19 protein-coding genes, 1 tRNA gene and 1 pseudogene are annotated in these 26,088 nt (G+C 70.5%); 12 read left to right on the top strand and 9 right to left on the bottom strand.

From position 1 onward, the window contains the following. The first annotated feature begins 111 nt into the window (after positions 1-111). The 7 genes from IT780_RS28870 (at position 112) to IT780_RS28840 (ending at position 9,886) form a co-directional block, all read left to right on the top strand. Positions 112-1,005: a hypothetical protein gene (locus IT780_RS28870; protein ID WP_199514948.1), complete on the top strand. Its 894-nt coding sequence runs from the start codon at positions 112-114 to the stop codon at positions 1,003-1,005. 6 nt (positions 1,006-1,011) lie between these two features. Continuing rightward, positions 1,012-1,545, top strand: coding sequence for a type VII secretion system-associated protein (locus IT780_RS28865; RefSeq protein ID WP_199514947.1), 534 nt, complete (start codon positions 1,012-1,014; stop codon positions 1,543-1,545). Then, positions 1,535-2,146, top strand: a complete 612-nt coding sequence (locus IT780_RS28860) for a type VII secretion system-associated protein (RefSeq protein WP_307831435.1) — start codon at positions 1,535-1,537, stop codon at positions 2,144-2,146. The genes IT780_RS28865 and IT780_RS28860 overlap by 11 nt, the downstream gene beginning before the upstream one ends. Position 2,147: 1 nt before the next feature. Next, entirely contained in the window at positions 2,148-3,107 is a 960-nt protein-coding gene (locus IT780_RS28855; protein ID WP_199514946.1) for a GlcNAc-transferase family protein, read from the top strand. Positions 3,108-3,371: 264 nt separating this feature from the next. After that, the gene (locus tag IT780_RS28850) at positions 3,372-4,460 is read left to right on the top strand and encodes an ABC transporter substrate-binding protein (protein WP_199514945.1); all 1,089 of its coding nucleotides are present in this window, start codon (positions 3,372-3,374) and stop codon (positions 4,458-4,460) included. Between the two features lie 94 nt (positions 4,461-4,554). Beyond that, on the top strand, positions 4,555-7,302 hold the full coding sequence (locus IT780_RS28845) for an AbfB domain-containing protein (protein ID WP_199514944.1): 2,748 nt from the start codon (positions 4,555-4,557) through the stop codon (positions 7,300-7,302). A gap of 1,840 nt (positions 7,303-9,142) precedes the next feature. Further along, positions 9,143-9,886 (top strand): hypothetical protein, encoded by a 744-nt coding sequence (locus IT780_RS28840; protein ID WP_199514943.1) that lies wholly within the window; start codon positions 9,143-9,145, stop codon positions 9,884-9,886. A gap of 206 nt (positions 9,887-10,092) precedes the next feature. On the opposite strand, the gene IT780_RS28835 is transcribed toward IT780_RS28840, so the two are convergent. Beyond that, positions 10,093-10,166: transfer RNA gene (locus tag IT780_RS28835), tRNA-Thr, on the bottom strand. A 187-nt stretch (positions 10,167-10,353) separates the two neighbouring features. On the opposite strand from IT780_RS28835, the gene IT780_RS28830 reads away from it, so the two are divergent. After that, positions 10,354-12,063: a metallophosphoesterase family protein gene (locus IT780_RS28830; protein ID WP_233413693.1), complete on the top strand. Its 1,710-nt coding sequence runs from the start codon at positions 10,354-10,356 to the stop codon at positions 12,061-12,063. A gap of 81 nt (positions 12,064-12,144) precedes the next feature. Here the strand turns inward: IT780_RS28830 and IT780_RS28825 are convergent, their stop codons facing one another. Then, positions 12,145-12,981, bottom strand: coding sequence for a PSP1 domain-containing protein (locus tag IT780_RS28825; protein WP_199514941.1), 837 nt, complete (start codon positions 12,979-12,981; stop codon positions 12,145-12,147). Between the two features lie 522 nt (positions 12,982-13,503). Between IT780_RS28825 and IT780_RS28820 the strand changes: the two genes are divergently transcribed. Continuing rightward, positions 13,504-14,856 carry a hypothetical protein gene (locus IT780_RS28820; RefSeq protein WP_199514940.1) on the top strand — a complete coding sequence of 451 codons (1,353 nt, stop codon included), beginning with the start codon at positions 13,504-13,506 and terminating at the stop codon, positions 14,854-14,856. A gap of 555 nt (positions 14,857-15,411) precedes the next feature. Here the strand turns inward: IT780_RS28820 and IT780_RS28815 are convergent. The 5 genes and pseudogenes from IT780_RS28815 to tmk form a co-directional block, all read right to left on the bottom strand. Next, positions 15,412-16,029 (bottom strand): hypothetical protein, encoded by a 618-nt coding sequence (locus IT780_RS28815; protein WP_199514939.1) that lies wholly within the window; start codon positions 16,027-16,029, stop codon positions 15,412-15,414. An 82-nt stretch (positions 16,030-16,111) separates the two neighbouring features. After that, on the bottom strand, positions 16,112-16,408 hold the full coding sequence (locus IT780_RS28810; RefSeq protein WP_199514938.1) for a type VII secretion target: 297 nt from the start codon (positions 16,406-16,408) through the stop codon (positions 16,112-16,114). Positions 16,409-16,687: 279 nt separating this feature from the next. Then, positions 16,688-17,014: a YbaB/EbfC family nucleoid-associated protein gene (locus IT780_RS28805; protein WP_199514937.1), complete on the bottom strand. Its 327-nt coding sequence runs from the start codon at positions 17,012-17,014 to the stop codon at positions 16,688-16,690. Between the two features lie 350 nt (positions 17,015-17,364). Further along, the gene (locus IT780_RS28800) at positions 17,365-18,555 is read right to left on the bottom strand and encodes a DNA polymerase III subunit delta' (RefSeq protein WP_199514936.1); all 1,191 of its coding nucleotides are present in this window, start codon (positions 18,553-18,555) and stop codon (positions 17,365-17,367) included. A gap of 686 nt (positions 18,556-19,241) precedes the next feature. Further along, positions 19,242-21,335, bottom strand: a pseudogene (gene tmk, locus IT780_RS28795) (dTMP kinase); the annotation flags it as partial. Positions 21,336-21,578: 243 nt separating this feature from the next. Between tmk and IT780_RS28790 the strand changes: the two are divergent. Continuing rightward, a complete protein-coding gene (locus tag IT780_RS28790) occupies positions 21,579-22,781 on the top strand; it encodes an amino acid deaminase/aldolase (RefSeq protein WP_199514935.1) in 1,203 nt (400 codons plus the stop codon). 7 nt (positions 22,782-22,788) lie between these two features. Here the strand turns inward: IT780_RS28790 and IT780_RS28785 are convergent, their stop codons facing one another. Beyond that, entirely contained in the window at positions 22,789-23,418 is a 630-nt protein-coding gene (locus IT780_RS28785; protein ID WP_199514934.1) for a TetR/AcrR family transcriptional regulator, read from the bottom strand. A 184-nt stretch (positions 23,419-23,602) separates the two neighbouring features. Between IT780_RS28785 and IT780_RS28780 the strand changes: the two genes are divergently transcribed. Both IT780_RS28780 and IT780_RS28775 read left to right on the top strand, forming a co-directional pair. Next, a complete protein-coding gene (locus IT780_RS28780) occupies positions 23,603-24,916 on the top strand; it encodes a D-arabinono-1,4-lactone oxidase (RefSeq protein ID WP_199514933.1) in 1,314 nt (437 codons plus the stop codon). Between the two features lie 33 nt (positions 24,917-24,949). Beyond that, complete coding sequence (locus tag IT780_RS28775; RefSeq protein ID WP_199514932.1) at positions 24,950-25,648, top strand: helix-turn-helix transcriptional regulator; 699 nt, start codon at positions 24,950-24,952, stop codon at positions 25,646-25,648. Here the strand turns inward: IT780_RS28775 and IT780_RS28770 are convergent. Next, a complete protein-coding gene (locus IT780_RS28770) occupies positions 25,630-26,007 on the bottom strand; it encodes a VOC family protein (RefSeq protein ID WP_199514931.1) in 378 nt (125 codons plus the stop codon). The two genes, IT780_RS28775 and IT780_RS28770, sit on opposite strands and share 19 nt — an antisense overlap. Between the last annotated feature and the right edge of the window lie 81 nt (positions 26,008-26,088).

Here is a 26,088-nt window from a genome sequence, read left to right as displayed (position 1 = left end):
TCCCGGAGCGCCGACGTTGGGGCACGACCGCCCGCGGACCGGCGGGACGGCCCGGGCACCGTGGTCGAATGGCTGCCGGACATCGCACGCCGACGACCACGCGAGGACGGCATGACGGAGGACGCCGAAGCCGCCCGGCTGCACCGGGAGTTGCTGCTGCTGGCGGGGCGGGTACCCGACGACGTGCTGGCGCGGGCCCGGCTCACCCTGGCCGAGGGCGACCTGCGGACCGTCGGGGCGGTGGTCACCGAGCTGTCGGCGGGACGGGACCGGTCCCCGTACGCCTTCGTCGCCGAGCTTCCCGCCCCCGGCCGCCACCCGGCCCTCGTCCTGGACCTGACCACCGGCCCGGACGTCCGCGACCCCGCCGACCGTGCCGCCGCCCGGGCGCTGGTCCGGGTCCCGGAGGCGGTGGCCCTCTGGCGGGCCTGGCGGGTCCTTCCCGGCCTCGATCCGGACGTCGTCCCGCCGACCCGCGTGTACGTCCTCGAGGCGTCCACGATCGCGTCCCTGCCGACCGTCACAGCGGTGGTGATGCGCGCCCTGCTCCGCGCCGGTGTGCCGGATCCGCAGGTCGAGGCGTACCCCTCCGGCATCGAGCCGCCCGGGTATCAGCGGGACGCCCGGGCCGCTTCAGCTCTGCTGTGGACGGCCGGCGAGGCGCGGCCCGTACGCATCGCCGAGGCGCTGACCCGTGACCCGATCGCCGAGGACGAGCGGGACAAGGTGGCGGCGTACCTGGAGAACGGCACGATCGTCCTGACGACGACGCGGCGGGGCATCGACCTCGTGGAGCCGGGGCGGGGTGCCGTCGTGCCCCTGGGTCACCGCACCGACGGCCGCTGGGTGTGGACCGAGGCGACCGCCTACTACCTGCGCGTGCACGGGTTCGCGCCGGACGCCGGCCTGCTCGCCGGCATCCGGTCCGCCGGGTACGCACCCGCGCCGGCCGGGCCCGTCGGCACGCACCGGGCGCTGGCCGCGCTGCTCGGACAGGGGGAATGACCTGACATGGCGGACGAGGAGAACGTCATCCTGCTCACCGACCCGGAGTGGCGGGGCGCCGACGACGTGGACGCGCCACCGTTCGAGGCCGTGGTCGGGTTGTGGCCGGTGGAGCCGGACGGGTCGGTGGGCCCGTTCCGGAGCAACCCGGACTACCGGCCGGTGAGCGAGGAGTCGCCGTCGGACCCGGTGGACGCGCTGCTGCAGCTGACCCTGCGCGGGGATGCCGAGGTGGAGCACCTGCAGCTCGTGCTGCGGGGCTGCCTCGTGGACCAGGCCCTGAACGGCGACGGCCGCCCGCTGCTCAGCAGGGCCGACGACGACGTGCTGTGCGCGATCGTCGCGACCGGAGCACCGCACCGCGCCCGCATCGCGTCGCCGGACTGGCGGCAGGTGGGCCTGGCCGAGCTGGTGGCCGCCCTGCCGGACGGGGTGGACCTGCTGGTCAACCCCGGCGGACCGGCCGGCGTACGGCTGACCGGCGACTTCGTCCGCGCCACCGCGGCCATGGACCTGGGAGGACGGCCGAGTGCAGCCTGAGCTTCGCGACCGGGACTTCTTCCTGCTGATGGACCCCGACTGGCGGCCGGGGCCCGGCGACGACGTCCCGCCGCTCGAGGCGGTGATCGGCGCGTGGCCGCTGGACGCGGACGGCGTCCCCGGCCCCTTCCGCGGCAACCCCCGCTACGCACCGCGCGACGGTCAGGCGGCCGCCGATCCGCTGGACGCGGTGTTGCGGCTCACCATGGGCGGCCGGATGGAGGCCGGTCAGCTGCAGCTCATGATGCGCGACGCGCAGCTGGAGGTGGCGCTGAACGGTGACGGGCGGCCGCTGGTCGTGAGGTCGCCGGACGACGTGCGCTGCGTGGTGGTGGCGACCGGTCCGCAGCAGAGGCGCCGGGTCAGCGCGCCGGAGTGGCGCCGGATGGACCTCACCGGCGTGGTCTCGCTGCTGCCCGACGAGGTGGACGTCCTGATCAATCCCGGCGGGCCGGTGCCGTTCCGGCTGACCGGTGACTTCCTCCGCGAGACGATGGTCATGAGCGACGAGGACGTGGCTGCCGCGTACGACGCGTTCCGCGGGCAGGATCCGGGCCGCGGGGTCGAGGTGCTGCCCTGGGCCGTCGGCGAGGGCCGGTGACATGACGATCTTCGTCTCGGTGGCGGCGTACCGCGACCCGGAGCTCGTGCCGACCGTGCTGGACTGCCTGGCGAAGGCGAGGCACCCCGACGAGCTGCGCATCGTCGTGAACTGGCAGCACCTCGGCGACGAGGACGTCTCGGCGATCCGGGACGACCCGCGGGTCGAGATCCTCGACGTCGACGCCCGGCAGAGCCGGGGTGCCTGCTGGGCACGGGCCGAGGTACTGCACCACTACCGGCAGGCCGACTGGTTCCTGCAGGTGGACAGCCACACCCGCTTCGCGCCGGACTGGGACGTCCGGTGCATCGCCGCCGCGCGGGCCACCGGCGCCGCGAAGCCGGTGATCACCGGGTATCCGCCGATGTACGAGCCGGACACCGAGTTCACCGGGGCCGGTGTGCCGACACGGATCATCATGCAGGACTGGACCGAGGACGGCGTACCGACGTTCAATCAGACCGTCGTGCCGGACTGGCAGGCCCGGGACCGCCCCTTCCGCGCGCGCTTCCTCGCCGCCGGGTTCCTCTTCGCGCCGGGATCGTTCCCGCTCGAGGTGCCGTACGACCCGACCATCTACTTCCACGGCGAGGAGATCACCCTCTCCGTACGCGCGTTCACCTGGGGCTACGACCTCTTCCATCCGATCGAGGTGCTGGCCTGGCACTTCTACATCCGCCAGGACCGGCCGCGGCACTGGGACGACCACGGCGACTCGGAGACCGGACGGAACTGGTTCGCCCGGGAGCGGGCGAGCCGGCGGCGGGTGGCGAACATGCTGCGGTACCCGTCGAAGGGCCGGCTCGGCATGGGTCCGATCCGGACGGTCGCCGAGTACAGCGAGTACGCGGGTGTGGACTTCATCAACCGCACAGCTACGGCGGATGCCCTGGAGGGTGCCGAGCCGGTGGCGCCGCGGGAAAGCGCACAAGCACACCAGCCGGCGCTTGTCCATTTGTGACCGTTAACAACGTGTCGTATTGCGTCCTGAACGAACGCGTTCACCTCGCCGAGCCGTCCTGACAGGGCTCTGACCTGCGGATCTTCACGCCCGCGCACGCGCGGCCACGCATCGTCGCGTTCGTTTCTGATTGGTAATGACCGTGACCTTGACAGGAAAAGTTCGATAGTGCGTGAATGTGTTTCCGGATGGTAAACGGTCGATGCCACCCCCGTCGATGTCTCCCTCCGCCGGTTTCGCAGTCACCACTAAGGAGCACATGCCATGAGCGCCATGCCCGGCCGCTGGAGGCCGGCAGTCATAACCCTGGGGGCAGCGCTGCTGCTCGTCAGCGCCTGCGCCAAGTCGGAGGACAGCGACACCCCCGCGGCCGGCGGGTCCAACGCCTCGGCCGGTGCCCAGGTCGTCCAGTCGGCCGACCCCGCCGCCAAGACCTGCACGCTCGACCAGTTCGGCGGCAAGAAGATCGACCTGAAGACCGCGAAGATCGGCTTCTCCCAGTCGGAGAAGGAGGCCAACCCGTTCCGCATCGCGGAGACCAAGTCCATCAAGGACGAGGCCGCGAAGCTGGGCATCCCGAGCGGCAACCTGCAGGCCACGAACGCGAACTCGCAGTTCAACAAGCAGATCAGCGACGTCGAGCAGATGATCGACTCGGGCGTCCAGCTGCTGATCATCGCGCCGCTGAACTCCGACGGCTGGGACTCGGTCTTCGCGAAGGCGTCGGCCAAGAAGGTCCCGATCATCACGATCGACCGCAAGATCAACGCCACCTCCTGCAAGGACTACCTGACGTTCATCGGGTCGGACTTCGAGGAGCAGGGCAAGCGCGCGGCCGACAAGATGGCCGCCGCCCTGGGCAACAAGGGCTCGGTGGCGATCCTGCTGGGCGCACCGGGCAACAACGTCACCACGCTGCGGACCAAGGGCTTCAAGGACCAGATCGCCAAGGTGGCCCCGGAGATCAAGATCGTCTTCGAGCAGACCGGGCAGTTCTCCCGCGAGGAGGGCCAGAAGGTCTCCGAGCAGCTGCTGCAGTCCAACTCGGACATCAACGGCATCTACGCCGAGAACGACGAGATGGCGCTGGGCGCCGAGGTGGCCCTCAAGAGCGCCGGCAAGAACAAGGGCGACGTCAAGATCGTCACGATCGACGGCACCAAGGGCGCGGTCCAGGGCATCGTGGACGGCTGGATCTACTCGGTCATCGAGTCGAACCCGCGGTTCGGCCCGCTCGCCTTCGAGACGGCCACCAAGTTCTTCAACGGTGAGCCGATCCCCGAGGACATCATCATCAGCGACCGCGAGTACGACCAGAGCAACGCCAAGAGCGACTTGAACAGCGCGTACTGACGCGGACGAGCACAGCCACGGCGGCGTCGGATCCCCCTCCGACGCCGCCGTGCGTCGTTTCCCCCCACGCTCCTGCCCCCGAAGGAGAACGAACGTGACCGAACATCGACCCGGATCGTGGCGACGCCTCCTCGCCCTGACCACCGCCGCGCTGACCGCCTCGTCCGGCACGGCCCTCGCCACTCAGTCCCCCGCGTCGGCCGCCCCGAAGCCCCCGCCGCTGAGCACGCCGTGGACCGGCCAGGTGTCCACGACGAACCCGCTCCCGGAGTACCCGCGGCCGCAGCTGACCCGCCCCGACTGGCAGAGCCTCAACGGCACCTGGCAGTTCGCCGGCGCCGCGAACATCAACACGCCGCCGGTCGGCACCAACCTCGGCGAGGAGGTGCTCGTCCCGTACCCGATCGAGAGCGCTCTCTCCGGGATCATGCGGCACGAGGACTACATGTACTACCGGCGGACGTTCACCGTCCCCGCCGCGTGGGCCGGCCGCAACGTGCAGCTCAACTTCGGCGCGGTCGACTGGCAGTCCAAGGTCTGGGTGAACGGCACGCTGCTCGGCGCCCACGAGGGCGGCTACGACAAGTTCTCGTACGACGTCACGAGCGCGCTGCGCGCCGGCGCCAACGAGATCATCGTCGGCGTCTGGGATCCCACCAACAACCAGGACATCCCGGTCGGCAAGCAGCGCACCAACCGCGGCGGCATCTGGTACACCCCGTCGTCCGGCATCTGGCAGACCGTCTGGCTCGAGCCGACCACGGCGCAGCGGATCACCCGGCTGGACACGACGCCCAACGTCGCGGCCGGCGCGCTGGACCTCGTCGTGCAGGGCACCCAGGCCGGCGCGAGCGTGACCGCGCAGGTGCTCAACGGCAGCACCGTGGTGGGCACGGCGAGCGGCACCGTGGGCAGCAGCTTCCGGATCCCCGTACCCAACGCCCGGCTCTGGTCGCCCGACGACCCGTTCCTCTACACGCTCAGGGTGACCATGGCCGGCGGTGACGCCGTCGGCGGCTACTTCGGCATGCGCTCGCTCGGCAAGGCGATGCTCGGCGGCGTGCTGCGCCCGACGCTCAACGGCAAGTTCGTCTTCCAGCTCGGCACGCTCGACCAGGGCTACTGGCCGGACGGCATCTCCACCGCGCCCACGGATGCGGCGCTGGCGTTCGACCTGGAACAGCAGAAGGCGCTCGGCTTCACCATGGTCCGCAAGCACATCAAGGTCGAGAGCGACCGCTGGTTCTACCACGCCGACCGCCTCGGGCTGATGGTCTGGCAGGACATGCCCGCGCTGGCCAGCGGCCGGGAGCCGTCGACCGTCGGGCGGCAGCGGTTCGAGAAGGAACTCAAGGAGATGATCGACGAGCACAAGGGCATCACGTCGATCGTGCAGTGGGTGCCGTTCAACGAGGGCTGGGGCGAGTACGACGCCGGCCGCATCGCCGACCTGGTCAAGGGCTGGGACCCCACCCGCCTGGTGAACCACAACTCCGGCTCGAACTGCTGCGACTCCGACCCGGACCCGGGCAACGGCGACGTGATCGACGACCACATGTACGTCGGCCCCGGCATCACCCGCGCCCCGAGCGCCACCCGCATCGCGGTCAACGGCGAGTACGGCGGCCTCGGCCTGCGCGTCTCCGGTCACGAGTGGCCGACCAGCGGCAAGTTCGCGTACGAGTGGCTCCCCGACTCGACCGCGTTGACGAACCGCTACCTCCAGATCACCAGCAAGCTCGTCGACCTGATTAACGGCAACGGCCTCTCCGGTTCCGTCTACACCGAACCGACGGACGTGGAGGAGGAGCTCAACGGCTTCTTCACGTACGACCGGCAGATCCGCAAGATGGACTTCGCCCGGGTACGCGACGTGAACCTGCGGGTCCTCGGGGCGGCCAACGGCACCACGCTCTCCACGAACAAGCTCGCCTCACTGCGCGTCACCACACCCGGCTACACGAACCGCTACCTGCGCCACCGTGACGGCGCTGCCCGTACCGACGTCATCTCCACCTCCAGCGCCACCACGGACCGCCAGGACGCCACGTTCTCCGTACGCCCCGGCCTCTCCAACACCGCCTGCTACTCCTTCGAGTCGCGCAACTTCCCCGGCCGCTACCTGCGCCACCGCGCGTACCGCGTCTACACCGAAGCCAACACCGGCGGCACCTTCAACGCGGACGCCACCTTCTGCGCCCGCCCCGGCCTCTCCGGCGGCGGCACCTCCCTGGAAGCCTCCAACCTGCCCGGCTACTTCATGCGCCACCGCAACGAAGAAGTCTGGATGGATCAGAACACGGGCGGCACCTTCAACGACGACGCCACCTGGGCAATCTCCACCCCCCTCTGGCGCAGCGGCGCCGACCTCCCCACAGGCCAGAACCGCTCCTTCAAGGTCACCACCCCGGGCTTCGACACCCGCTACCTGCGCCACCGCGACAACCTCGCCCGCACCGACGTCATCACCACGACCAGCCCAGCCACCGACCGCGCCGACGCCACCTTCACAGTCCGCGCAGGCTTCGCCGACACCAGCTGCTACTCCTTCGAATCGGTCAACTTCCCAGGCCAATACCTCCGCCACGCCGGTTACCGCCTCCAAAAGTCCTCGAACGACAACACCACCACCTTCCAACAAGACGCCACCTTCTGCGCCCAACCACCCCTGAACGGCGGCACAGCCAACGTGTCCCTGGAGTCCTTCAACTATCCGGGCTACTACTGGCGCCACTACGCAGAAGCCGTCTACATCGCCACCACCCCCGGCGGCAACCCCTGGGACAACCCATCCAGCTACACCGCCGACGCCACCTGGTCCAACACAAATCCGCTGGGCTAGACACCTGTAGCCGGGCCCGCGCGGTCTCGGTCGAGCGCCCACAACGGCTTCGGGGGGGGGGGGGGGGCCCCCCCCGGGTGAAACCCGAACCCCCCGCGGGGGGGCGACCCCCCCCCCCCCCCCCCCCCCCCCCCCCACCCACCCCCCCCCCCCCCCCCCCCCCCCGGCCCCCCCGCCACTGGCTTGTCGAGCGGCCGCCGGGCTTGCCGGCGGGTTCACATCGAACGCTGCCGTCCCCGCAGCGGTTCACCGCCCACTGTGGACGGCGTTACCGCGCGCGTCTTCAATCAGGTGACACGGGCTCTGCGGCGGGCGGTCGCGAACGACCGGAGTGGACGGCCGCCGCGGTCGCACGGGAGCCACGAACCGTCACCGATAGTTCCGGGGACGCGACATATCTCTTTTCGATGAACGTTGCGCAGGCGGCCGCTCGTTCTGATATGACGATGAGTAGAGTGGCGCGCGACCTCGCTGGGTGCGTACTGGCAGTCAGCGAGGTCGCACGCTGAATGCCCACACATCACTTCAACGATGAAGGATGCATGGCTCGAGGTAGTCCGCCGACCGCCACACGCGACCGCGTGCGCCTCGGTGCGCCCTGCAAGCCCGGCTTCATCGAATACCCTGTGAGCTCCGCGTCCCACGATCACGGCCGGGTAACCCCTGAGCGTGAATCGAGCCGGGAGCACCGAGTCGGGCGTGTCGTACCAGGACGCGCACGGCACACTCTAGGCTCCGCCAGAGGCGGGGCTCCGGCCCATCGCCATCCGCGGAAGCAGTTCCGCCCGGGACCGATCGCGCCCGGGAACAAGCTCCGTCGGTCACATCCGGCACCGCCCGGCGTGTTCTCCGAACACGAACGCAGAAGGGTGATCCGACTGGGATAAGCACGACCCCTCTCCTCTTCCGCAGCCGCGCTCAAGGCACGGCATCGCAGAGACATCGCCATCACCGACGTGGCGATGGCGCATGGAAGGGAGAGAAATCCGTGGAAAACGATATGCAGGAAGAGCCGCGTGAGGGCCGGCAGGGGAAGTTCGCCGATCCGGTTCTCGCAGGGTGTCCGATCGTTGATGCATTGACGCCGGACTGTTCGATCCTGAGCGCTTCGCACGGATGGTGCCCCGCCCAACCGGTCGCATGATCGGCCAGGCGAGGCAGTAACCGGAAGAGGTTCTGTTGCCTTGGCACACTGACTGTTGCAGCAGTCAGCGAGGCGATGGAACCTCTTTCGCATTCGCCACCCGATTCTGGTGCACGAACCCGGCAACCGTATCGAGAACGGAAGAGTTGATCACGCACGGGGTACGGGTGACTAGACCCCCCTCACGAGATAGTTATCTGAACGTTACCAAGCACGTGCACGCGAACGTGCGTACGTCCTTGCATCCGCACCTTATCGCCAAATGAGACGAGCGTTGCGAATCAACCGTCGTTCTCGCGAGTTGTCCGGTTGCTGACTGACATTCAGCTGCGGATGGGCAGATCGGCCCTCCGGGCGCCCAGCGTCGGGCGGTCAGCACGACCAGCCATAGACCGCCGGTGATCGCCGGGCGGGGCGCGAGATCCGAACCTCCCCCGAGGAGGAAATGAGCCGGAGCGCAAGTACGCGGTCGTGTTGAAGACGACCTGGTTGACCCCCGCTCGTGCGATGCCGCAGTATCGATTGGTTCTGGTCGTATTCTCGACGCCCGGATCACACCGAGCCGCCCGAGCCCGCTCGAGATCAATCATGAACAGCGCCGGTCGTCCGGATTGCGAGGCACGAGTGACAGCCCTGATACCGAAGAAGGTTCTCGAGGCATCGGGTTACGTGTCCGCAATACGGAATGCCATTTGGGTGGCCGGAATTCTGGCGGTCGTCGGCGCGACGGCCATTTATCTCGCCGCCGCCGTCCCCCATGCCGGGTACGCCGCAGCCGTGATGCTGACGGCGGTGCTGGCCGTCCCCGCGACCATGATCATCCATCGGCGGCACGTCGTCTCGTCCGTGCCACCCCTGGGATACCGGATCCGCGCCACGACGTACACCTACACGTTCGATGCCGCCGACGCCGGCCGCCAGCGGCAGGACATCGAAACGACGATCGAGGCGGTCCGCGGGAACGTCGGCCTGTTCGAGGCCAAGTACCGCTACAGCGGCGACGGAGAGGTCCGGCTGTCCCTGGTCGAGCCCACCCAGATCCTGCTGACCCACCCCGACATGACGTACGAGGGCTGGACGTACTACTACGTCAAACTGATCAGGCCGCTGCAGCCGGGCGAGACCGCCCGCATCACGGTGCGCCAGGAGGTGGAGGACCCCCACCGCCGGATGGATTTCCAGGTGACGAAGACCGTCCGCCGTCCGATGAAGGAGTTGACGTTGATCGTCAATTTCCCGGCCGCCGGCCCCAGCCAGAAGAACATCTGGGCCGTGGAACGCCCGAACGCCATGACCGATTCGAGCTCGGCGCGCCTGCTGGAGATCCAGTACGACTCGAGTGAACATCAGGCGAAGCTGCACGTGGAGAAGCCGAAGCCCGGGCGTACGTACGCCATAGAATGGACCTGGCCGGAATACCGTACGACCAAGAGTCCGTGACGGGCTCGTCTGGAACGGAACCCGATGTACAACGACTGAAATCCGACGACTCGCCATTCCCGATCGCCGGCGCACCGTTCACCGCACCGGGGCCGGCATGATCCGGCTCCGCCGAGCCGCCCGCAGCGCCCGTCCAGCCGCAACAACGGCCCGTCCAGCCGCAACAACGTCGAAAGCCCAGGTCGATGACCTGGGCTTTCGTTCTGAGCCGCCTGACGGAATCGAACCGTCGACCTACGCATTACGAGTGCGTCGCTCTAGCCGACTGAGCTAAGGCGGCAACGGTACAGAAGTGTACGGCATGCCCCGCGATCGTCCGCGATGGGTGCGCCCGGGCGCGCCGAACCGGACAGGCGATGTCATACCGCCGGACTACTCTGCCATGCGTGACCGATCAAGAGCCTCCCCGGCACCCACGGCCGCGCGCTGCCGAGGCCGAGCCCTCCGTCGCCCGGCGGCCGGTGAGCATGGATCCGTCCGAGCTGGGCTTCAAGCCCCGCCGCCCGGTCGGCTGGCTCGCGCCGTTGTTGCTGCTCAACACCGGCCTGCGGACGCTGCTCGCGGTGCTCTTCGGCGCCTATCTCGACAAGCGCGAGCTGCAGAACGCCATGCCCGGCGACTCCTTCGAGGCGCCGGGCACCGACGGGGAGCTCTGGCTCGACTATGTGGCCGACCTCGGCGACGGGTTCGACGCGACGTATTCGGTGGCCTACCTGCTCGCCCAGCCCGAGCTGGAGGTCGAGGGGCGGCAGCTGCCGCGCGGGCAACTGCTGCTGATGGGTGGCGATCAGGTCTATCCGGTCGCGAGCGGCGACGAGTACGAAAACCGCATGAAGGGGCCGTACCGGGCCGCGCTGCCGGAGCCGCCGGTCGACGGTCCGCGGCCGACGCTGTTCGCGCTGCCCGGCAACCACGACTGGTACGACGGGCTCACCGCTTTCCTGCGGCTGTTCGCCCGCCGGCAGGACGGTCACATCGGCGGATGGCGTACGCAGCAGCGCCGGTCGTATTTCGCGGTACGGCTGCCCTCGAACTGGTGGTTGTTCGCCATCGACGAGCAGTTCGGGGCGTACATCGACGACCCGCAGCTCGTCTACTTCGAGAAGGCCGCGCGGGCGCTCGGGCCCGACGACCGCATCATCCTCATGACGCCGTCACCGACCTGGGTCAAGGCCGCCAAGAGGCCCGAGGCGTACGACGCGGTCGACTACTTCATCCGGACCATCCTCGCGCCCAGCGGCGCCCAGGTGCGCCTTCTCGTCTCCGGCGACCTGCACCACTATGCCCGTTACACCGGCGCCGACCGCGAACTGATCACGTGCGGTGGCGGCGGCGCGTACCTACTGGCCACGCACCAGTTGCCGGGTGCTCTGACCGTACCGCCGAAAGAGACCCTGACCCGAAGCGCGAGCCGCAGCCGAACCTACGACCTGGTGTCCCGTTTCCCCGGCGCGGCGGAGTCGCGCCGCATGAGCTGGGGAGCGTTCCGCCGGATCCCCGCGCGCAACCCCGGCTTCGCCACGATGCTCGGCCTGATCCACACGCTGACGATGCTCGCGATGGCCGGCGCGGCCAGCCAGGGCGGCATCTTCCAGCGCCTGTTCAGCATCCCGCTGGTGTTCATGCTGGTGCTGATCCTGGTCGGCGCGGTCCTCTTCGCCCAGCCGCCCGGTGCGGGACAGCCGGACCACGTCCGGCACTGGATCTTCGGTCTGCTGCACGGCTTCGCCCACATCGCCCTCACCGCCGGGGGCACGTGGGCGTGGCTGCGGCTGCCGTTCCACGACTGGGCCTGGCCGGGGCCGCTCGTCGTCGCCGCGGTGCTCTACGGGCCGGTGATCGCGTTCGTCGCCACCCAGCTCCTCGCGCTGTACCTGGTGATCGCGGGCTTCTTCGACGTCAACGTCAACGAGCTGTTCGCGGGTCAGGGCATCGAGGATTCGAAGAGCTTCCTCCGCATGCACATCGCGGCGGACGGCTCGCTCACGGTGTACCCGATCGGCGTGGACCGCGTCTGCCATCACTGGACGGCCGACCCCGGCGGCGCGCCGGACAGCCCCTGGTTGCAGCCCGCGGACCCACTCGCGGTGAAGCTGATCGAGCCGCCGGTGCTGGTGGACGGCCCTGTCGCGGACGCACCTCAGGTTCCGGCAGGTGAAACGAGGGCCTTGCCGTAGCCGGTGCCGGCTCGGGGACGTCGCCGGCTGCGGCTCCCCGAGGTGCGTGGGCGCGGGTCGGGTCGGGTAGCGCGGGTCGGGTCAGGCGTAGTGCTCGTCGTGGGCCTGGCGGGGGCCGCAGACCGAGGCCCTGCTGCACGAGCAGCGGGAGCCGTCCGCGTCCATGCGCACCACCACGGCGTCCTTCGGCACGCTGTGCGCCACCACGCGCCCGTCGCCCTCCTGGGTGCTGACGCGGCTTCCGACGGCCGGCGCCGAGGCCTGGAACTTCTGGTACAGCGGGTGCTCGTACTTCAGGCAGCACATCAGCCGGCCGCACGCGCCCGAGATGCGCAGGGGGTTGAGCGGCAGATCCTGGTCCTTGGCCATGCGGATCGTGACCGGCTCGAAGTCGGTCAGGAACGTGGCGCAGCACAGGTCGCGGCCGCAGGAGCCGATGCCGCCCTGGACGCGGGCCGAGTCGCGGGCGGAGAGCTGCCGCAGCTCCACGCGGCAATGCAGGGTCGCCCCGAGGTCGCGGACCAGCGACCGGAAATCGACGCGGTGCGGGGCGGTGAAGTAGACGGTGGTGCGGGCGGCACCCGTACCCGCCTGGTCGAGGACGTGGTCGACCGCGACCACCTTCATCGGCAGGTCGTGCTCCTTGATCAGCTTCTTGGCCGCGACCTTCGCCTCGGCCTTTCGTTTTCTCAACAGTTCGTCCCGGCGCAGGTCGCGTTCGTCGGCGAGCCCGGCGACCTTGGGGAAACCGTCGGTGTCCTCGCTGACCCATTGCGCCGCCCAGACGCACTCCGCCACCTCTGGCCCGTCGTCGGTCGGGACCAGGACCCGGTCACCGACCTGCGGGGAGAACTCGCCCGGGTCGAGGTAGTAGAGACGGCCGTACCGGTTGAAGCTGACCGCGCACAGCATGCCCATGGGCCCAGCCTACGGCGACGGACCGGACGTGCGAAATGCCACAGAACGACATAGATCCGCGCAACCCCGCGCATTGAGCCTCGTTGGGCAGTCCCGTAGACGCCGCTCACTGCGGCATCCTTGGGGGAGGACTTCTTCATGACATCCGCCGTGCCCGTACGCGATGATCTTGCACAGCCCGCACCGCTCGCCGGGCATTCCCGGACGTGGATGGCCGAGGCGCCGGCAATCGTGCGATTCGACCGCGGACGCCGGCTCGGCCAGCTCGCCGCCGCGGCGGCCGTGCGGAAGCGGCCGGTCGCGGCGAAAGCGACGTTGAGCAGCGAAGAGCTGGCGGATCGGGCGGTGGACGGCGCTGGGTGCGCGGGTGGCGTCGCTTCCGCAAGCCGCGTGGGCTCAGTGAGCGGCGCGGGCTCCGCAACCGCGGGCTCAGTGAGCAGCGCGGGTTCCGCAACCGGGGGTTCAGTGAGTGGCGCGGCCTCCGTAAGTGGCACGGCATGTGCGGGCGGTGCGGGGACTGCGGTGGGCGTCGGCCGCGGCGGGGCGGGTTCGCGGCAGCGGCGGTTTCTCCTTGCGGCTGGGGCTGTCGGGGCCGTGGGGATGTTGGCGGTTCCACTCCCCGCCGGTGCCGCACCTGCACCCTGTGAGCAGGCCGAGCGTTACTCGGCGCAGTCCGGGAGCCAGATTCTGCGGCTGAACGCGCTGGGGTCCACCGGCGGCCAGGCCAGGTCCGAGGTCCATGTCGGCGACGCGAAGTCAGCCATGGTCGCGCAGGCTCCCATCAGCTCCGCGGCGGTGGCTCGGGTGATCGACGCCGTGGAGGACGAGGGGTCCCAGGAGCTTTCCGGTGCGCTCCAGCAGCAGGCACCGCCCACCAACAAGAGGCCGAACCGCCGCACCACCGGCGCTGCCGACGTCGGCCCGATCAGCCTGGGCGCCGGCACGTTGAGCACTCACGCCCAGTGGGAGGCCGGCATGGCCTGCGGTGTTACGTACGGTGAGGTGACACGGGCGACGGCTCGGCTTCGTGATGCTGGGATCGGTGCCGACGGTGATGCGGCGCTGGTGCGCGTACCCGGCAAGGTGCAGAGCGAGAGCACGACCGAACTGGAGCGGCACGGCGACGCTGCGGCGACCGTGGCCTCGGCCGGCCTCGACGTGGGAACGTTCGAGCTGCTCGACGGTGCGGTGAAGGTGGCCGTACGGAAGGCGCCGTCGCTGCGCGCCAGCATGTCCATCAAGGACGGTGGCGAGGTTCGCTACATTCCGGCCACCGTGGAGGTGTCGGGCGCCGGGTTCAAGACCGAACGGCTCGACACGGCGGGCGACGAAATCGAGATCACCCTGCATGACCCGAAGAAGGGTACGGGTGCCGAGGAGGCCGGGAACGCCGCGCCGGGGTTGCTCGGGGCTCTCGGCAAGACGCGGCTGCTGGGGGATGGGGACGGGGCTTCGCTCCCCGGCGTACCCGAATTGCCCGAGATCGCCGAGCCCAGGACCGAGACCGCGCCGGTCACCGAACCCGGCACCAAGGTCCGGATCTCGCTCGGCGACGTACGCCAGGCCGCCCGCGGCCGCGCCATCGCGGCCCGCGCGGCCGCACTGTCCGTGACGATCACCCAGGCAGCGTCGGACCACCGCACCAAGCCCGCGTACGGCGAGGGCGTGCTCGACTTCGACATGGGCGTCCTCGAAGCCGCGGCCGTGGCACCCGAAACGCCGGGCGCGGTGTCTGGCGCGGAAGCGGCGGGATCCGGCGGCGGCCTGCCCATCACGGGGCCGCGGGTCGACGTGATGGCATTGAGTGGGGTGGCTTTGCTGATCGCGGGTACGGCGGCGCTGATCTTCGGGATGCGGGGACGTCCTCGGCCGTGACGGGGGATGGTCCTGGGCGCTCGGCAGGCGGGTTGCTTGCATGACCTTCGGGATGCGGGGGCGCCGTCGGCCGCGGCGGGGACGGCCCTGGACGCGGCGGGGACAGCCCTGGACGCGGCGGGGACGGTCCTGGGCGCTCGGCAGGCGCCTTGCTTGGATGATCTTCGATATGGGCCGTCGAGCCGACCGGGGGCGACCGACGGCCAAGCCCGGGTACGCCGCTCGTGCCGTCCTGAATCGACCGAGCGGCCCATTCCTCGCCCGGGGAGGCGACAAAGCGGCCCGGGAGGCGTTGAGTGGAACTGAGCCTGCGGGGGGTGCAGGAAAGGCCACGGCGTCGCTCTCGGAACCGGTAACCGAGTGCGGCGCCGTTGCCATGTCCGGGGTTTGATGCGCGCCATCGGACCGCGACCGCCGCCCGGCCTCCCCGCATCCGCGACCGCCCAGCCTCACGGCGACCCCGACGGCGGAGTTCTGCCGCGACCGCCTGGTCTCACGGCGACCCGGATCGCGGGGCCTACCGGGACCGCCTGACCTCACCGGGACCGCCCGGCCTTACTGGACCCTGGTCGTCGGCTCGGCGAGGGCTGCCGTCGTGTGCAGCAGGCCAGCCGCTCGGTCGTATGCATCCGCCACAGTGCGCAGCACCTTCTCCGCCATTGTCGCCGCGGCTGCCATCTCCCTCGGTTCGGTGATGTCCACTTTGTTGCCCGCGAGGACCACTGCCTCGAGTGACCCGAGCGCGTCGGCGAGGACCGCGGCCACCGCCTCACGGGTCTGACGCATCCACGTGACCAGGTCGTCCGCAAGATCAGCGGATGCTTGGAGACGCTCATCGAGGCTGTCGTGGCCGCCGCTCAGATGGGTGGCCGTACGCACGCGCACCCGGTCGTACGCATCGGCAGCTATGCCCGACCACTCCCCCGGCGCCGGCAGCGACCCGGCCAGCACCGCATAGGCGCGCGCGTCCGCACGCAGCTCAGGGGCCGCGTCCGCGAGGTCGGCCGGACGCAGTGCCACGACCGCCCGCACCGCGTCCCCGGGAAGCAATCGTACGCGGCGCAGCTGCGTCCAGACCTCATCGCTGGGCGAGGCACCGGCGCCGGCGATCGTCGCGTCGACCCGGCGCAGGAGCGGCCCGGCCGTCTCGAGCAGTTCGTTCAGCCGATCCATCACGGCACTCGTTTCCCGGCCGCGCTCGCCCGCATCGTCGTGAACGGCCGGAGCATCCCTCTGATGGACACAGACAAGGTCATCAAATCCCCCGGCGTACGCGACGAGCCGCTTCGTCGTCGGTCTCCGCGTAGGTCTTGGCTGTCAGGCGTACGTCGGCAGCGAGGTCCGTCAGGCCTTTCGCCGTATCGGCGGCCTCGCGGGCACGCGCGGCGATCACGGCGGCCCAGCGATCGTGCAACTGCTTGCCCACGCGACCCGGCACGCCCGCGTCGTCCGCCGCGAAGGCGCCCAGGGAGGCGACATGCACGGGCAGCGAGCGGTCCACTGTGGTCAGTGCGTCGGCCGCGGATTCGAGGCGCTCGGCGAGGTGTTCCATCACCGCTCCTCCCGGCGGGGTGCGCAGAGTTCTGTCAGCGAGTGCACCAGTGTTGTCGGGCTGCCCATCAGCTGGCCCTCTGTGAGTTCACCTGTGCTCCCCGCGAGGCCATCGATGTTTGCTGCGGAGCCAGAGATGCTCTCCGCGAAGCCCTCATCGCACTCCCCGGAGCCGTCGACGCTCGCCGCGAGACCCTCATCGCACTCCCCGGAGCCGTCGACGCTCGCCGCGAAGCCCTCATCGCACTCCCCGGAGGCGTCGATGCTCGCCGCGGGACCATCAGTGTTCTCCCAGGGAGCGGAAGGCGCCGAAGATCTCGTCGTGGAGTTTTTCCCTGGCCCATCGGGCCGCTTCGGTAGCGTTCGTGACCACTGCTTGCACCTCTCGCGCCAGGTCTGTCGCGTTCCGGTTCTGCAGGTTGCCGCGGATGCGGACGTCCGTGATGTCGCCCGCCGCGGTGACCAATACTTCAACCGTGTCGTCCGGGGAGTGGACCGAGACGACATGGGCCGCGACCGCCCTGTCGAACTCGGCCCGCAGGACGTCGAGGCGGCGGTAGCGCTTGATCGCCTCATCGATCCACGCCTCGTCGATCTCGCGGGGCATCGTCGGCTCCTTACCGGGCGTACCGCCGTGATTGCGTTCCGGCACCGAACCGTACCCGGTCGGGCATCCGCCGCGCATCCCCTTCGGACGTCCCTTGTGGATAACTGCCCCGGCGTGCCGCAGTTGGCCGCTCTTGTGGATAACCCCGGTTGGGGGCAGCGGCCGTGGAAGACTTCGTGCGGGGACGGGCCTCACGAGGACTGACCGCCCCGGCAGGTGCGTCTGCCAGCCAGCGGCACCGCTGCGCGTAGCCATCACAGCCGACCGATTCGTAAGGACGCCGATGTCAGCCACCAGCAAGAAGCCCTGCACATTCGATGCGCCCCGAGGGACGCCGGCACTGGAGGAGGTCAGCCTCGCCAGAGGTTCAGCATCATCGCCTCCACGGCGATCTTCGGCTTGACGTTCAACTCGATCGCCTCGCGGCAGGCCAGCACCGCTTCGAGCCGTCGCAACGTGCTCTCCGGTGACCACTTGCCGGCGGCCGCCTCGGACTGCGGGGCGGTGTCGGTGTGCACGACGGGCACCGGCGCACGCAGGTTCGTGATGAGGACGTCGCGGTAGAAGCCGGCGAGGTCGACGAGCGCGCGGTCGAGGGCGTCGCGTTGGGAGCGGGTGAGGCGGGACTTCTGGCGCTTCTCGAGTTCCTTGAGCTGGCCGGCCGCTCCGCGCATCGCTCCGGCTGCGCCTCGGCCCGTACCGCCGGCTCCGAGGGCTTGTTCGAGGGCTGCGCGTTCCGTGCTGTCGGTTTCGGTCACGGTGGCCGCGGCTTCGGCCTCCGCGGCCTCGATGAGCGCCGAGGCGGCGTCGAAGCAGGCGCCCACGCCGGTGAGGCGGCGCGGGACGGTCAGGACCGCTTCGCGGCGTTTGCGGGCGTCCGGGTCGCGGGCGAGGCGCTTCGCGCGGCCGACATGGCCCTGCGCTGCTGCGGCGGCCCACGAGGCGACGTCGGGGGCGATGCCGTCGCGGCGTACGAGGACCTCCGCGACCGCCTCGGCCGACGGCTGCCGCAACGGTACGACGCGGCAGCGGGACCGGATCGTCACCGAGATGTCGTCGGGGTGAGTGGAGGGGGTGCAGAGCAGGAACACCGTACGAGGAGGAGGCTCTTCGATGGCCTTGAGCAGCGCGTTGCCGGCCGCTTCCGTCAGGCGGTCAGCGTCCTCGATCACGACCGCCTGCCACCGGCCGCCGGACGGGGCACTGCCGGCGCGCAGCACGAGCGCGCGCATCTCGTTGACGCCGATCGACAGGCCTTCGGGAACGACGTACCGGATGTCGGCGTGGGTGCCGCCGAGGGCCGTGTGGCAGCCGTGACACTCGCCGCAGCCGGCACCGTTGCGTTCGCACTGCAGCGCGGCGGCGAAGGCGCGGGCCGCCACGGACCGACCGGAGCCGGGCGGGCCGGTGAAGATCCACGCGTGCGTCATCGCCCCCGCGGCGACGTCGTCGCCGGCCACGATGCGCGCGGCGGCCGCGGCAGCCCGGCTCAGGGTGACAACGGCTTCGTCCTGCCCCACCAGGTCGGCGAACACGCTCATGGCGTCGATTCTCGCTCGCCCACCGGCGGTCGCCCACCCGCTCCCGGGCCGGCGTCACGGTCCGGGCCGCCGTCGCCGTCGCCATCGCCGTCGGCGTCGGCGTCGCGATCCGACCCGAGGTCGCGGTCCAGGCCGCCATCGGCGTCGGTGTCCCGGTCCGAGCCCGGGTCGCGGTCGCGGTCGCGGTCCAAGCCGGGGTCGCGGTCGCGGTCCGAGGCAGGGTCGCGGTCCGAGGCAGAGTCGCGGTTGGTGCTGGCTGGGGGCTCAGGCCGGGCCGGGGCAACCTCGTCGGCGACGGCGCGATTGCCGGTCATCTCCTCGAGCACCTCGAGCGGCGTCTCCGCATCCGACGTACCCGGATCCGGATCCGAGACGGAGGACCCAGCGAGCGACGAGGCCGCCACCGAGCCAGAGCCGGAGTCGGAGCCGGAGCCGGAGCCGGAGCCGGAGGACGATGAAGCGGACCCAGTCCCGGAGGGAGGGAGTACCTGCGTCGCGTCGGGAGATGCCACCACCTGGGTCGCCTCCGCGGACGGAATGACCTGGGTCGCCTCGGGTGACTCCGGCGGCTGTGGCATCCCCGATGACGGTGAGCCCGCCGGCAGGATCACCGCGGTCTCGTCCGGGCCTCCCACCGACCGCACCACGACCGTCTCCTCGGAATGCCCGCTGCCCAGCGGGTCTCCGGGCATCGGCATCGTCCGGGAAACGTCGCCCTCCGGCATCGCCATGGTCGGCGACGGGTCCGTGCCCGCCCGCATGACCTGGGTTTCGTCCGGGTCCGCTCTTCGTGCCGGTTCGGTGTGGTATTCCTCGCCGTTGAGCAGGGCGTTCACCCGGATCGCGACCGCGCCGGCGATTTCCTCCATCGGGCGGGAGGCGTCCAGGACCAGGTAGCGCTTGGGGTCTGCCGAGGCGAGGTCGAGGAAGGCGTACCGGACCCGTTCATGGAACGCGCGGGATTCGCTTTCGAGGCGGTCGGCGCCTTGGCCTCGGCTGTCGACGCGGCCCAGGCCGACCGTGGGGTCGACGTCGAGGAGGACGACCAGGTCCGGTTTGAGGCCGCCCGTGGCCCAGGATGAGAGCCAGGAGATTTCCTGGACCGGCAGGGTGCGGCCGGCGCCCTGGTAGGCGAGGGAGGAGTCCACGTACCGGTCGCTGATCACGACCGCTCCTCGTTCCAGGGCCGGGCGGACGACCGTGGCCACGTGGTGTGCCCGGTCCGCCGCGTAGAGCAGGGCTTCGGCGCGGGGTGAGGGGGCGTCGGCGTCAGCGCCGTTGGAGAGGACGAGGCTGCGGATTCTCGCGCCCATGTCGGTTGCGCCCGGTTCGCGGGTCACGACCACGTCGTTGCCGGCGGCGCGGAGCGCCTCCGAGAGGCGGGTGACCTGGGTGGACTTTCCCGCACCCTCGCCGCCTTCGAAGACCACGAAGATTCCCGTACGCGTGAAGGGCTCGGCCGGCGACAGCGGGCGCCCGCGGACCGCGCCCCACAGGTCCGCCAGGACCGGGACGCCGTGTTTGTCGTCCATCTGGCGGAACGCGCTGATGCCGGTCCAGACGCCGATGGCTCCCGCGACCAGGAGCAGCACGCGGGTGGACGAGATGTCTACGGAGATGTCGCCGGCGCGGACCGTGCGGCTGCTGCCGAGGCCGACGAGGACGCCGGCGAGGGAGATCGCGAGCAGCAGGACGAGCCGGGCGCCGATCTGGACGACGGCGAACACGCGGCCGCGGACCTCGTCGCCGACCTGGCCGCCGAGGAGGGTGACGCCGGCGAGGAACGCCATGCCCGCGCCCGCGCCCACGAAGAGCGCACCGAACAGGGCCATGGACAGGTGGAACGCCACCGACAGGAAGGCCACCGCGCCGCTGGCGAGCACGATGCTCATGCCGAACCAGCGGCGCCGCGACAGCTCCTTGACGATTGCCGGGCCGAGGCCGATGCCGATCGCGAGGCCGATGAACAGGGTCGCGAACAGCAGGTAGAACGCAGCGTCGCCCGCGCCGAGGGAGGCGGTGAAGAAGCGGGCCGTGCCGACGACGATGCCGGCGCCCGCGAACGCGCCGAAGATGCCGAGCACCAGGCCGCGGACGAACGGGGTGTTGCCGATGTACTTCCAGCCCTCGACGAACTGCCGGAACATGCTCTGCTCGGCGTTCTTCTGCTGGCGTTCCCGCCGGCCGGCGCTGATCTCTTTGATGCCGAAGAACACGACCGCGGCCGTCGCCGCCCGGGACAGCGCGTTGATGTAGAGCGCGATCTGCACCGGGGACGCCCAGGTGGGCAGGCCGCCGATGGGGCCGCGGACCACGCCGTCGAGGGCGGCGAGGACGAGGGCGGCGAGGATCGGGGTGATGCCGTACGTGGTGATCAGCGTGAGCTGGTTCGACGCCTCGAGCCGGCCCTTGGGGATGAGGTTGGGTACCGCGGCCTCCTTGGCCGGGATCCACATCAACGTGATCGTCTCGCCGATGAAGGTGGCGATCACCGTCCAGGTCACCGTGAACGCGCCGGAGTCGCTGATGAGGGCGACGACCGGGATGGACCCGTACACGAAGAAGCGCAGGATGTCGCAGATGACCATGGTGTAGCGCCGGTCGAACCGGTCGGCCATGACGCCGGCGATCGGCCCCAGGACCAGGGCCGGGAGCAGGCGGATCGCGATCGTGCTGCTGAACGCGCTGCCCTGCGCCACGCTGCCGGTGACCTGCTGCGAGGCGAAGAGGGCGGTGGCGAGGATGCCGATCCAGTCGCCGAAGGACGCGACGCTGAGCACGAGCCAGAGCCGCCGGAAGGGGCGGATCAGCAGGACGGCACGCAGCGCCGCGACCCCGGACAGGTCGACGGGGGCGGCCTCCGTCCGTGCCGAGCTCGTTTCGGTGTCGATGGCCCTTACCTCCCGGTCGCTGCTGCCCGAAGCACTCTAACGGGCGGCTGCAGCTCATCGTGGGTGCGCTCGTTCGGGTGGCGCATAAATGAAGGTGTTTCGCATTGCCCGTACAGCGGATAGGTTGCCCCTGTGACCGCCGGACGCGCATTACAGAAACGGCTCGACCAGGCCACCGCCCACCTCGAGACGCCGCTGGCCGCAGTCGACCTGGCGGCCTTCGACGCCAACGCCGCCGCGCTGTCGCTGCGCTCGGCCGGCAAACCGATTCGGGTGGCGAGCAAATCGGTACGCGTCCGCGCTCTGCTCGAACGCGTCCTCCAGCGGCCCGGCTGGTCCGGCGTCATGGCGTACACGCTGCCGGAGGCGATCTGGCTGGTCCGCTCCGGGGTGACCGACGACGTGCTGGTCGCGTACCCGACTGTGGACCGCACCGCGATCGCCGAGCTGACCGCCGACCCGCAGCTGGCCGCCGCCATCACCATCATGGTCGACCACCCGTCCCACCTGGACCTGGTCGACGCGGTGACGGCCCCGGGACGGCGCCCGGACGTACGGCTGTGCCTCGAGCTGGACGCGTCGTGGCGGCCGGCGGGGCCACTGCACGTGGGCGTACGCCGATCCCCCGTGCACTCCGCGGCGCAGGCGGGGGCCCTGGCCCGGCGGGTGGTGGCCCGCCCCGGATTCCGGCTGGTCGCGATGATGGCGTACGAGGCGCACATCGCCGGTGTCGGCGACGCCCCGCCGGGGCAGGCGCTGCGGGCGCGCGCGATCCGGATGATGCAGCGCCGCTCGCTGCCGGAGCTGCTGAAGCGGCGGATGGCCGCCGTCAAGGCGGTCCGGGAGCACGCCGACCTGGAGTTCGTCAACGGCGGCGGCACCGGCAGCATGGCCGCGACCGCCGCCGACCCGTCGGTCACCGAGGTCGCGGCCGGCTCCGGCCTGTTCGGGCCGACGCTTTTCGACGCGTACCGGGCATGGCAGCCCATCCCGGCGGCCTTCTTCGCGCTGTCGGTCGTCCGCCGTCCGGCACCCCGGATCGCCACGGTGCTCGGGGGCGGCTGGATCGCTTCCGGCCCGACCGGGCCGTCGCGCCAGCCGACACCGTGGCTACCGGAGGGTCTGCGGTTCCGGGCCGACGAGGGCGCCGGCGAGGTGCAGACGCCGCTGGTCGGCCCGGCCGCGGACGAGCTGCGGCCCGGTGACCGGGTGTGGTTCCGTCACGCCAAGGCCGGCGAACTGTGTGAGCACGTCAACGAGGTGCAGCTCGTCGACGGTGACACGGCGACGCCGGCCCCGACGTACCGGGGAGAGGGGCATGCCTTCCTGGGGTGAGCAGGCGTCAGGCGGGGACGTGGCGGTGCAGGTATTCGCGGATCAGCGCCTTGGCCTCGGTCAGGACGGCCTCGTCGCCGGTCGGGTCGCGGCGGAACGCGAGCTTGATCAGCGCGTCCGCCGCCTCGACGGCGATCAGCAGCGCGAAGCGCAGCCGGGTGCGGTCCATCAGCTGGAACTGGTCGACGAGCAGCTCGGCGAGCCGGTCGCCGATGACCGCGTTGTTGTCCCGCTCGGCGTCCAGCAGGTGCAGGTCCACCACGTCACCGAAGTGCAACGTACGGAAGCCCGGCACGCTGCGGTGCATGTGGATGTACGCGTCTATGGCCGCGTCCACGCCGTCCCACCAGTGGGCGAACGTCTCGTTGGCGAAGCGCGCCGACAGACTCTGCAGGTACGCGTCCATGTTGCGCATCGCCAGTGCCTGGACGATGGCCCGCTTGTCCGGGAAGAACTGGTAGACCGAGCCGATGGCTACCTCGGCCCGCTCGGCGAGCAGGGTGGTGGTCAGGCCTTCGTACCCGACCTCGTCCACCAGCTCGGCGCAGGCGTCGAGCATGCGCTGGACCCGGGCAACGCTTCTGCCCTGCACCGGGACGCGGCGCAGCGGCCCGGTGGTGACGGTTGGTGTCGACACGCGTCGCCACTCCCTCTCAGCGGTGATAATGAGCACTGTTCGCGACGGCGGATCAAGGGCCGCGGACACCACTCAATCGGAACGTTACTCGGATCAACGAGCGAGACGCATCGACGGGACGCCGAGGACACGCGGTATCCCCGGTTTTGTGCGACTGTCCGCTTGTCGGGAGGACAAGGCCGTTATGACCAGTGACAACGCAGCCCCTGTCGCTTCCCCCCGCTGGCGAAACTGGGGCGGCAACCAACACTCCGTCGCCGCCGACGTCCTGATGCCGGGGTCCGCCGACGAGGTGGCGGCGCTCGTCAAGGAGGCAGCAGCCGCCGGGCGCCGGGTCAAGGCGGTCGGCAGCGGGCACTCGTTCACCAGCATCGCGGTCGCCGACGATCAGCGGATGCTGCTGCACCGGCTGGCCGGCCTCGTGGCCGTCGACGGTGATCTCGTGACGGTCCAGGCCGGCATGCCCCTGCACCGGCTCAACGCCGTGCTGGCCGAGCACGGCCTCGCCATGCCCAACCTCGGCGACATCGACCGGCAGACCGTTGCGGGTGCGATCTCCACGGGTACGCACGGCAGCGGGCAGGCGTACTCGACGCTCGCCTCGGGCGTAGAGGCAGTGACGCTGGTCACTGGATCCGGCGAGGTGCTGCACGTCGACTCGTCGTCCGAGCTGTTCCCGGCGGCCCGGCTGGGCCTCGGCGCGCTCGGCGTGCTGGTCGAGGTGACGCTGCGGTGCGTACCGGCGTTCGTGCTGCTGGCCGACGAGCGGCCCATGCCCCTGCGGGAGGTACTGGCCGGCCTCGACGAGCAGATCGCCACCAACGACCACCTCGAGTTCTACTGGTACCCGTACACCGACCGGGCACAGCTCAAGCGCAACAACAAGGTGCCGGCGTCCGACCGTCCCCTGTCGCCGTTCCGCAGCTGGCTCGACGAGGAGTTCCTGTCCAACACCGTCTTCCAGGGCGCCTGCAAGCTGGGTCAGAAGCTCCCCGCGATCGTCCCGACGGTCAGCGCGGTCGCGGCGCGGGCCCTGACGGCCCGCACCTACACCGACCGGTCGGACCGGGTTTTCTGCACGTCACGCCGCGTCCACTTCGTGGAGATGGAGTACGAGATCCCGCGCGAGTGCCTGTCCGAGGCGCTGTCGGCACTGCCCCGGATCGTCGAGAAGTTGCCGTTCAAGGTGCAGTTCCCGGTCGAGGTGCGGTTCACCGGCCCGGACGACATCTGGCTCTCGCACGGGTACGGGCGGGACTCGGCGTACATCGCGGTGCACCAGTTCTCGGGCAGCCCGTACGAGCCGTACTTCCAGGCGTTCGAGGCGGTGTGCGAGCCGCTGGGCGGCCGGCCGCACTGGGGCAAACTGCATTATCGGAACGCGGATTCGCTGCGGCGCGCGTACCCCCGCTTCGACGACTTCGTAGCGATGCGTGATCGGCTCGATCCGAATCGTGTTTTTGCGAACCCGTACCTGGACCGGGTCCTCGGCGCCTGATTTTCTGTCGTACCCCGCCCCTAAGTTGGGGCCATGAATCGCACCGACCGCCTGTATGCCCTGGTCGAGGAGCTGCGCGCGGTCGCGCCCCGGCCGCGCAGCGCGCGCTGGCTCGCCGGCCGCTTCGAGGTCAGCGCCCGCACGGTCGAGCGTGACATCGGCGCCCTGCAGCAGTCGGGCGTGCCGATCTATGCCGAACCGGGCCGCACGGGCGGTTACTGCCTGGACAAGACGCGCACGCTTCCACCGGTCAACCTGACCCCGGGCGAGGCCGTCGCGATGGCGGTGGCGCTGCACGGGATGCAGGGCACGCCGTTCCGCGCGGCCGCGGGCTCGGCGCTGCGGAAACTGGTCGCGGCGATGCAGGCCGACGATGCCGCGGCTGCCCACGACCTCGCCGGCCGCGTCCATCTGCTCGGTGGACCGGGTCCGGCGACACCGATCCCCCGCCCGGTGAGCGACGCCGTGGCCGCTCGCCGCGTGCTCCGCATCCGGTACGGGGACCGCGAAGGCGCCGCCACCACGCGCGAGGTCGAGCCGCTCGGCTACGTCGGCAAGGAGGCTCACTGGTATCTCGTCGCCTGGTGCCGGATGCGCGATGCGCTGCGGGTGTTCCGCACGGACCGCATCACGTCGGTGGCGGTCACCGCCGAGGTCCCGGCGCCGCGCACGCTGAGCCGGGAAGACCTCGACATTCCGTACGGGCCGGTCCATCAGCTCACATTGGGCTGACCAGGGCTGAAGACCGCGAAGTGGTTGCCGGAGGGGTCGAGCAGATGCGCGAACGTCACACCGATCGGGTTGGTCTGCGGCGCCCGCTGGATCGAGCCGCCCGCCGCCTCGACGCGCCGGCACGCCGCCTCCACGTCGTCCACCAGCACGGTGAACACGGCGTAGTTGGGCATCTCGCCGCGGGTCGCGAAGAGGCCGCCGCGCAGGCTGCCCGTGGTGATCACCTGGTAGGCCGGATCCGTGCTCGCCGCGCCGTCGTGCGCGACGCTCCAGCCGAACACGTCGCCGTAGAAGCGCTCCGCGGCCGCCGGGTCGTCCGTACCGATCTCGAACCAGGCGATGCCGTTGATTCCGGCCATGTCATCCCCCTCAAGGAGTCGTGCCGGGCATCTCCCGGCACGACCACTCTCGAGGGCGGCGGCGACAACCCCCTGTCGGTG

Origin of the sequence: Nucisporomicrobium flavum (assembly GCF_016464385.1) — a bacterium.
GTDB classification, from domain to species: Bacteria; Actinomycetota; Actinomycetes; order Mycobacteriales; family Micromonosporaceae; genus Actinoplanes; species Actinoplanes flavus_A.
Note: the sequence above shows the minus strand (reverse complement) of the source record. Positions and strands in the feature narration are given on the sequence as shown.

What these genes read in the sequence shown, in the direction of transcription:
- IT780_RS28870 (WP_199514948.1), top strand. Translation starts at nt 112, where the DNA reads ATGACGGAGGACGCCGAAGCCGCCCGGCTGCACCGGGAGTTGCTGCTG.
- IT780_RS28865 (WP_199514947.1), top strand. Translation starts at nt 1,012, where the DNA reads ATGGCGGACGAGGAGAACGTCATCCTGCTCACCGACCCGGAGTGGCGG.
- IT780_RS28855 (WP_199514946.1), top strand. Translation starts at nt 2,148, where the DNA reads ATGACGATCTTCGTCTCGGTGGCGGCGTACCGCGACCCGGAGCTCGTG.
- IT780_RS28850 (WP_199514945.1), top strand. Translation starts at nt 3,372, where the DNA reads ATGAGCGCCATGCCCGGCCGCTGGAGGCCGGCAGTCATAACCCTGGGG.
- IT780_RS28830 (WP_233413693.1), top strand. Translation starts at nt 10,354, where the DNA reads ATGGATCCGTCCGAGCTGGGCTTCAAGCCCCGCCGCCCGGTCGGCTGG.
- IT780_RS28825 (WP_199514941.1), bottom strand. Translation starts at nt 12,981, where the DNA reads ATGGGCATGCTGTGCGCGGTCAGCTTCAACCGGTACGGCCGTCTCTAC.
- IT780_RS28815 (WP_199514939.1), bottom strand. Translation starts at nt 16,029, where the DNA reads ATGGATCGGCTGAACGAACTGCTCGAGACGGCCGGGCCGCTCCTGCGC.
- IT780_RS28810 (WP_199514938.1), bottom strand. Translation starts at nt 16,408, where the DNA reads ATGGAACACCTCGCCGAGCGCCTCGAATCCGCGGCCGACGCACTGACC.
- IT780_RS28805 (WP_199514937.1), bottom strand. Translation starts at nt 17,014, where the DNA reads ATGCCCCGCGAGATCGACGAGGCGTGGATCGATGAGGCGATCAAGCGC.
- IT780_RS28800 (WP_199514936.1), bottom strand. Translation starts at nt 18,555, where the DNA reads ATGAGCGTGTTCGCCGACCTGGTGGGGCAGGACGAAGCCGTTGTCACC.
- IT780_RS28780 (WP_199514933.1), top strand. Translation starts at nt 23,603, where the DNA reads ATGACCAGTGACAACGCAGCCCCTGTCGCTTCCCCCCGCTGGCGAAAC.
- IT780_RS28775 (WP_199514932.1), top strand. Translation starts at nt 24,950, where the DNA reads ATGAATCGCACCGACCGCCTGTATGCCCTGGTCGAGGAGCTGCGCGCG.
- IT780_RS28770 (WP_199514931.1), bottom strand. Translation starts at nt 26,007, where the DNA reads ATGGCCGGAATCAACGGCATCGCCTGGTTCGAGATCGGTACGGACGAC.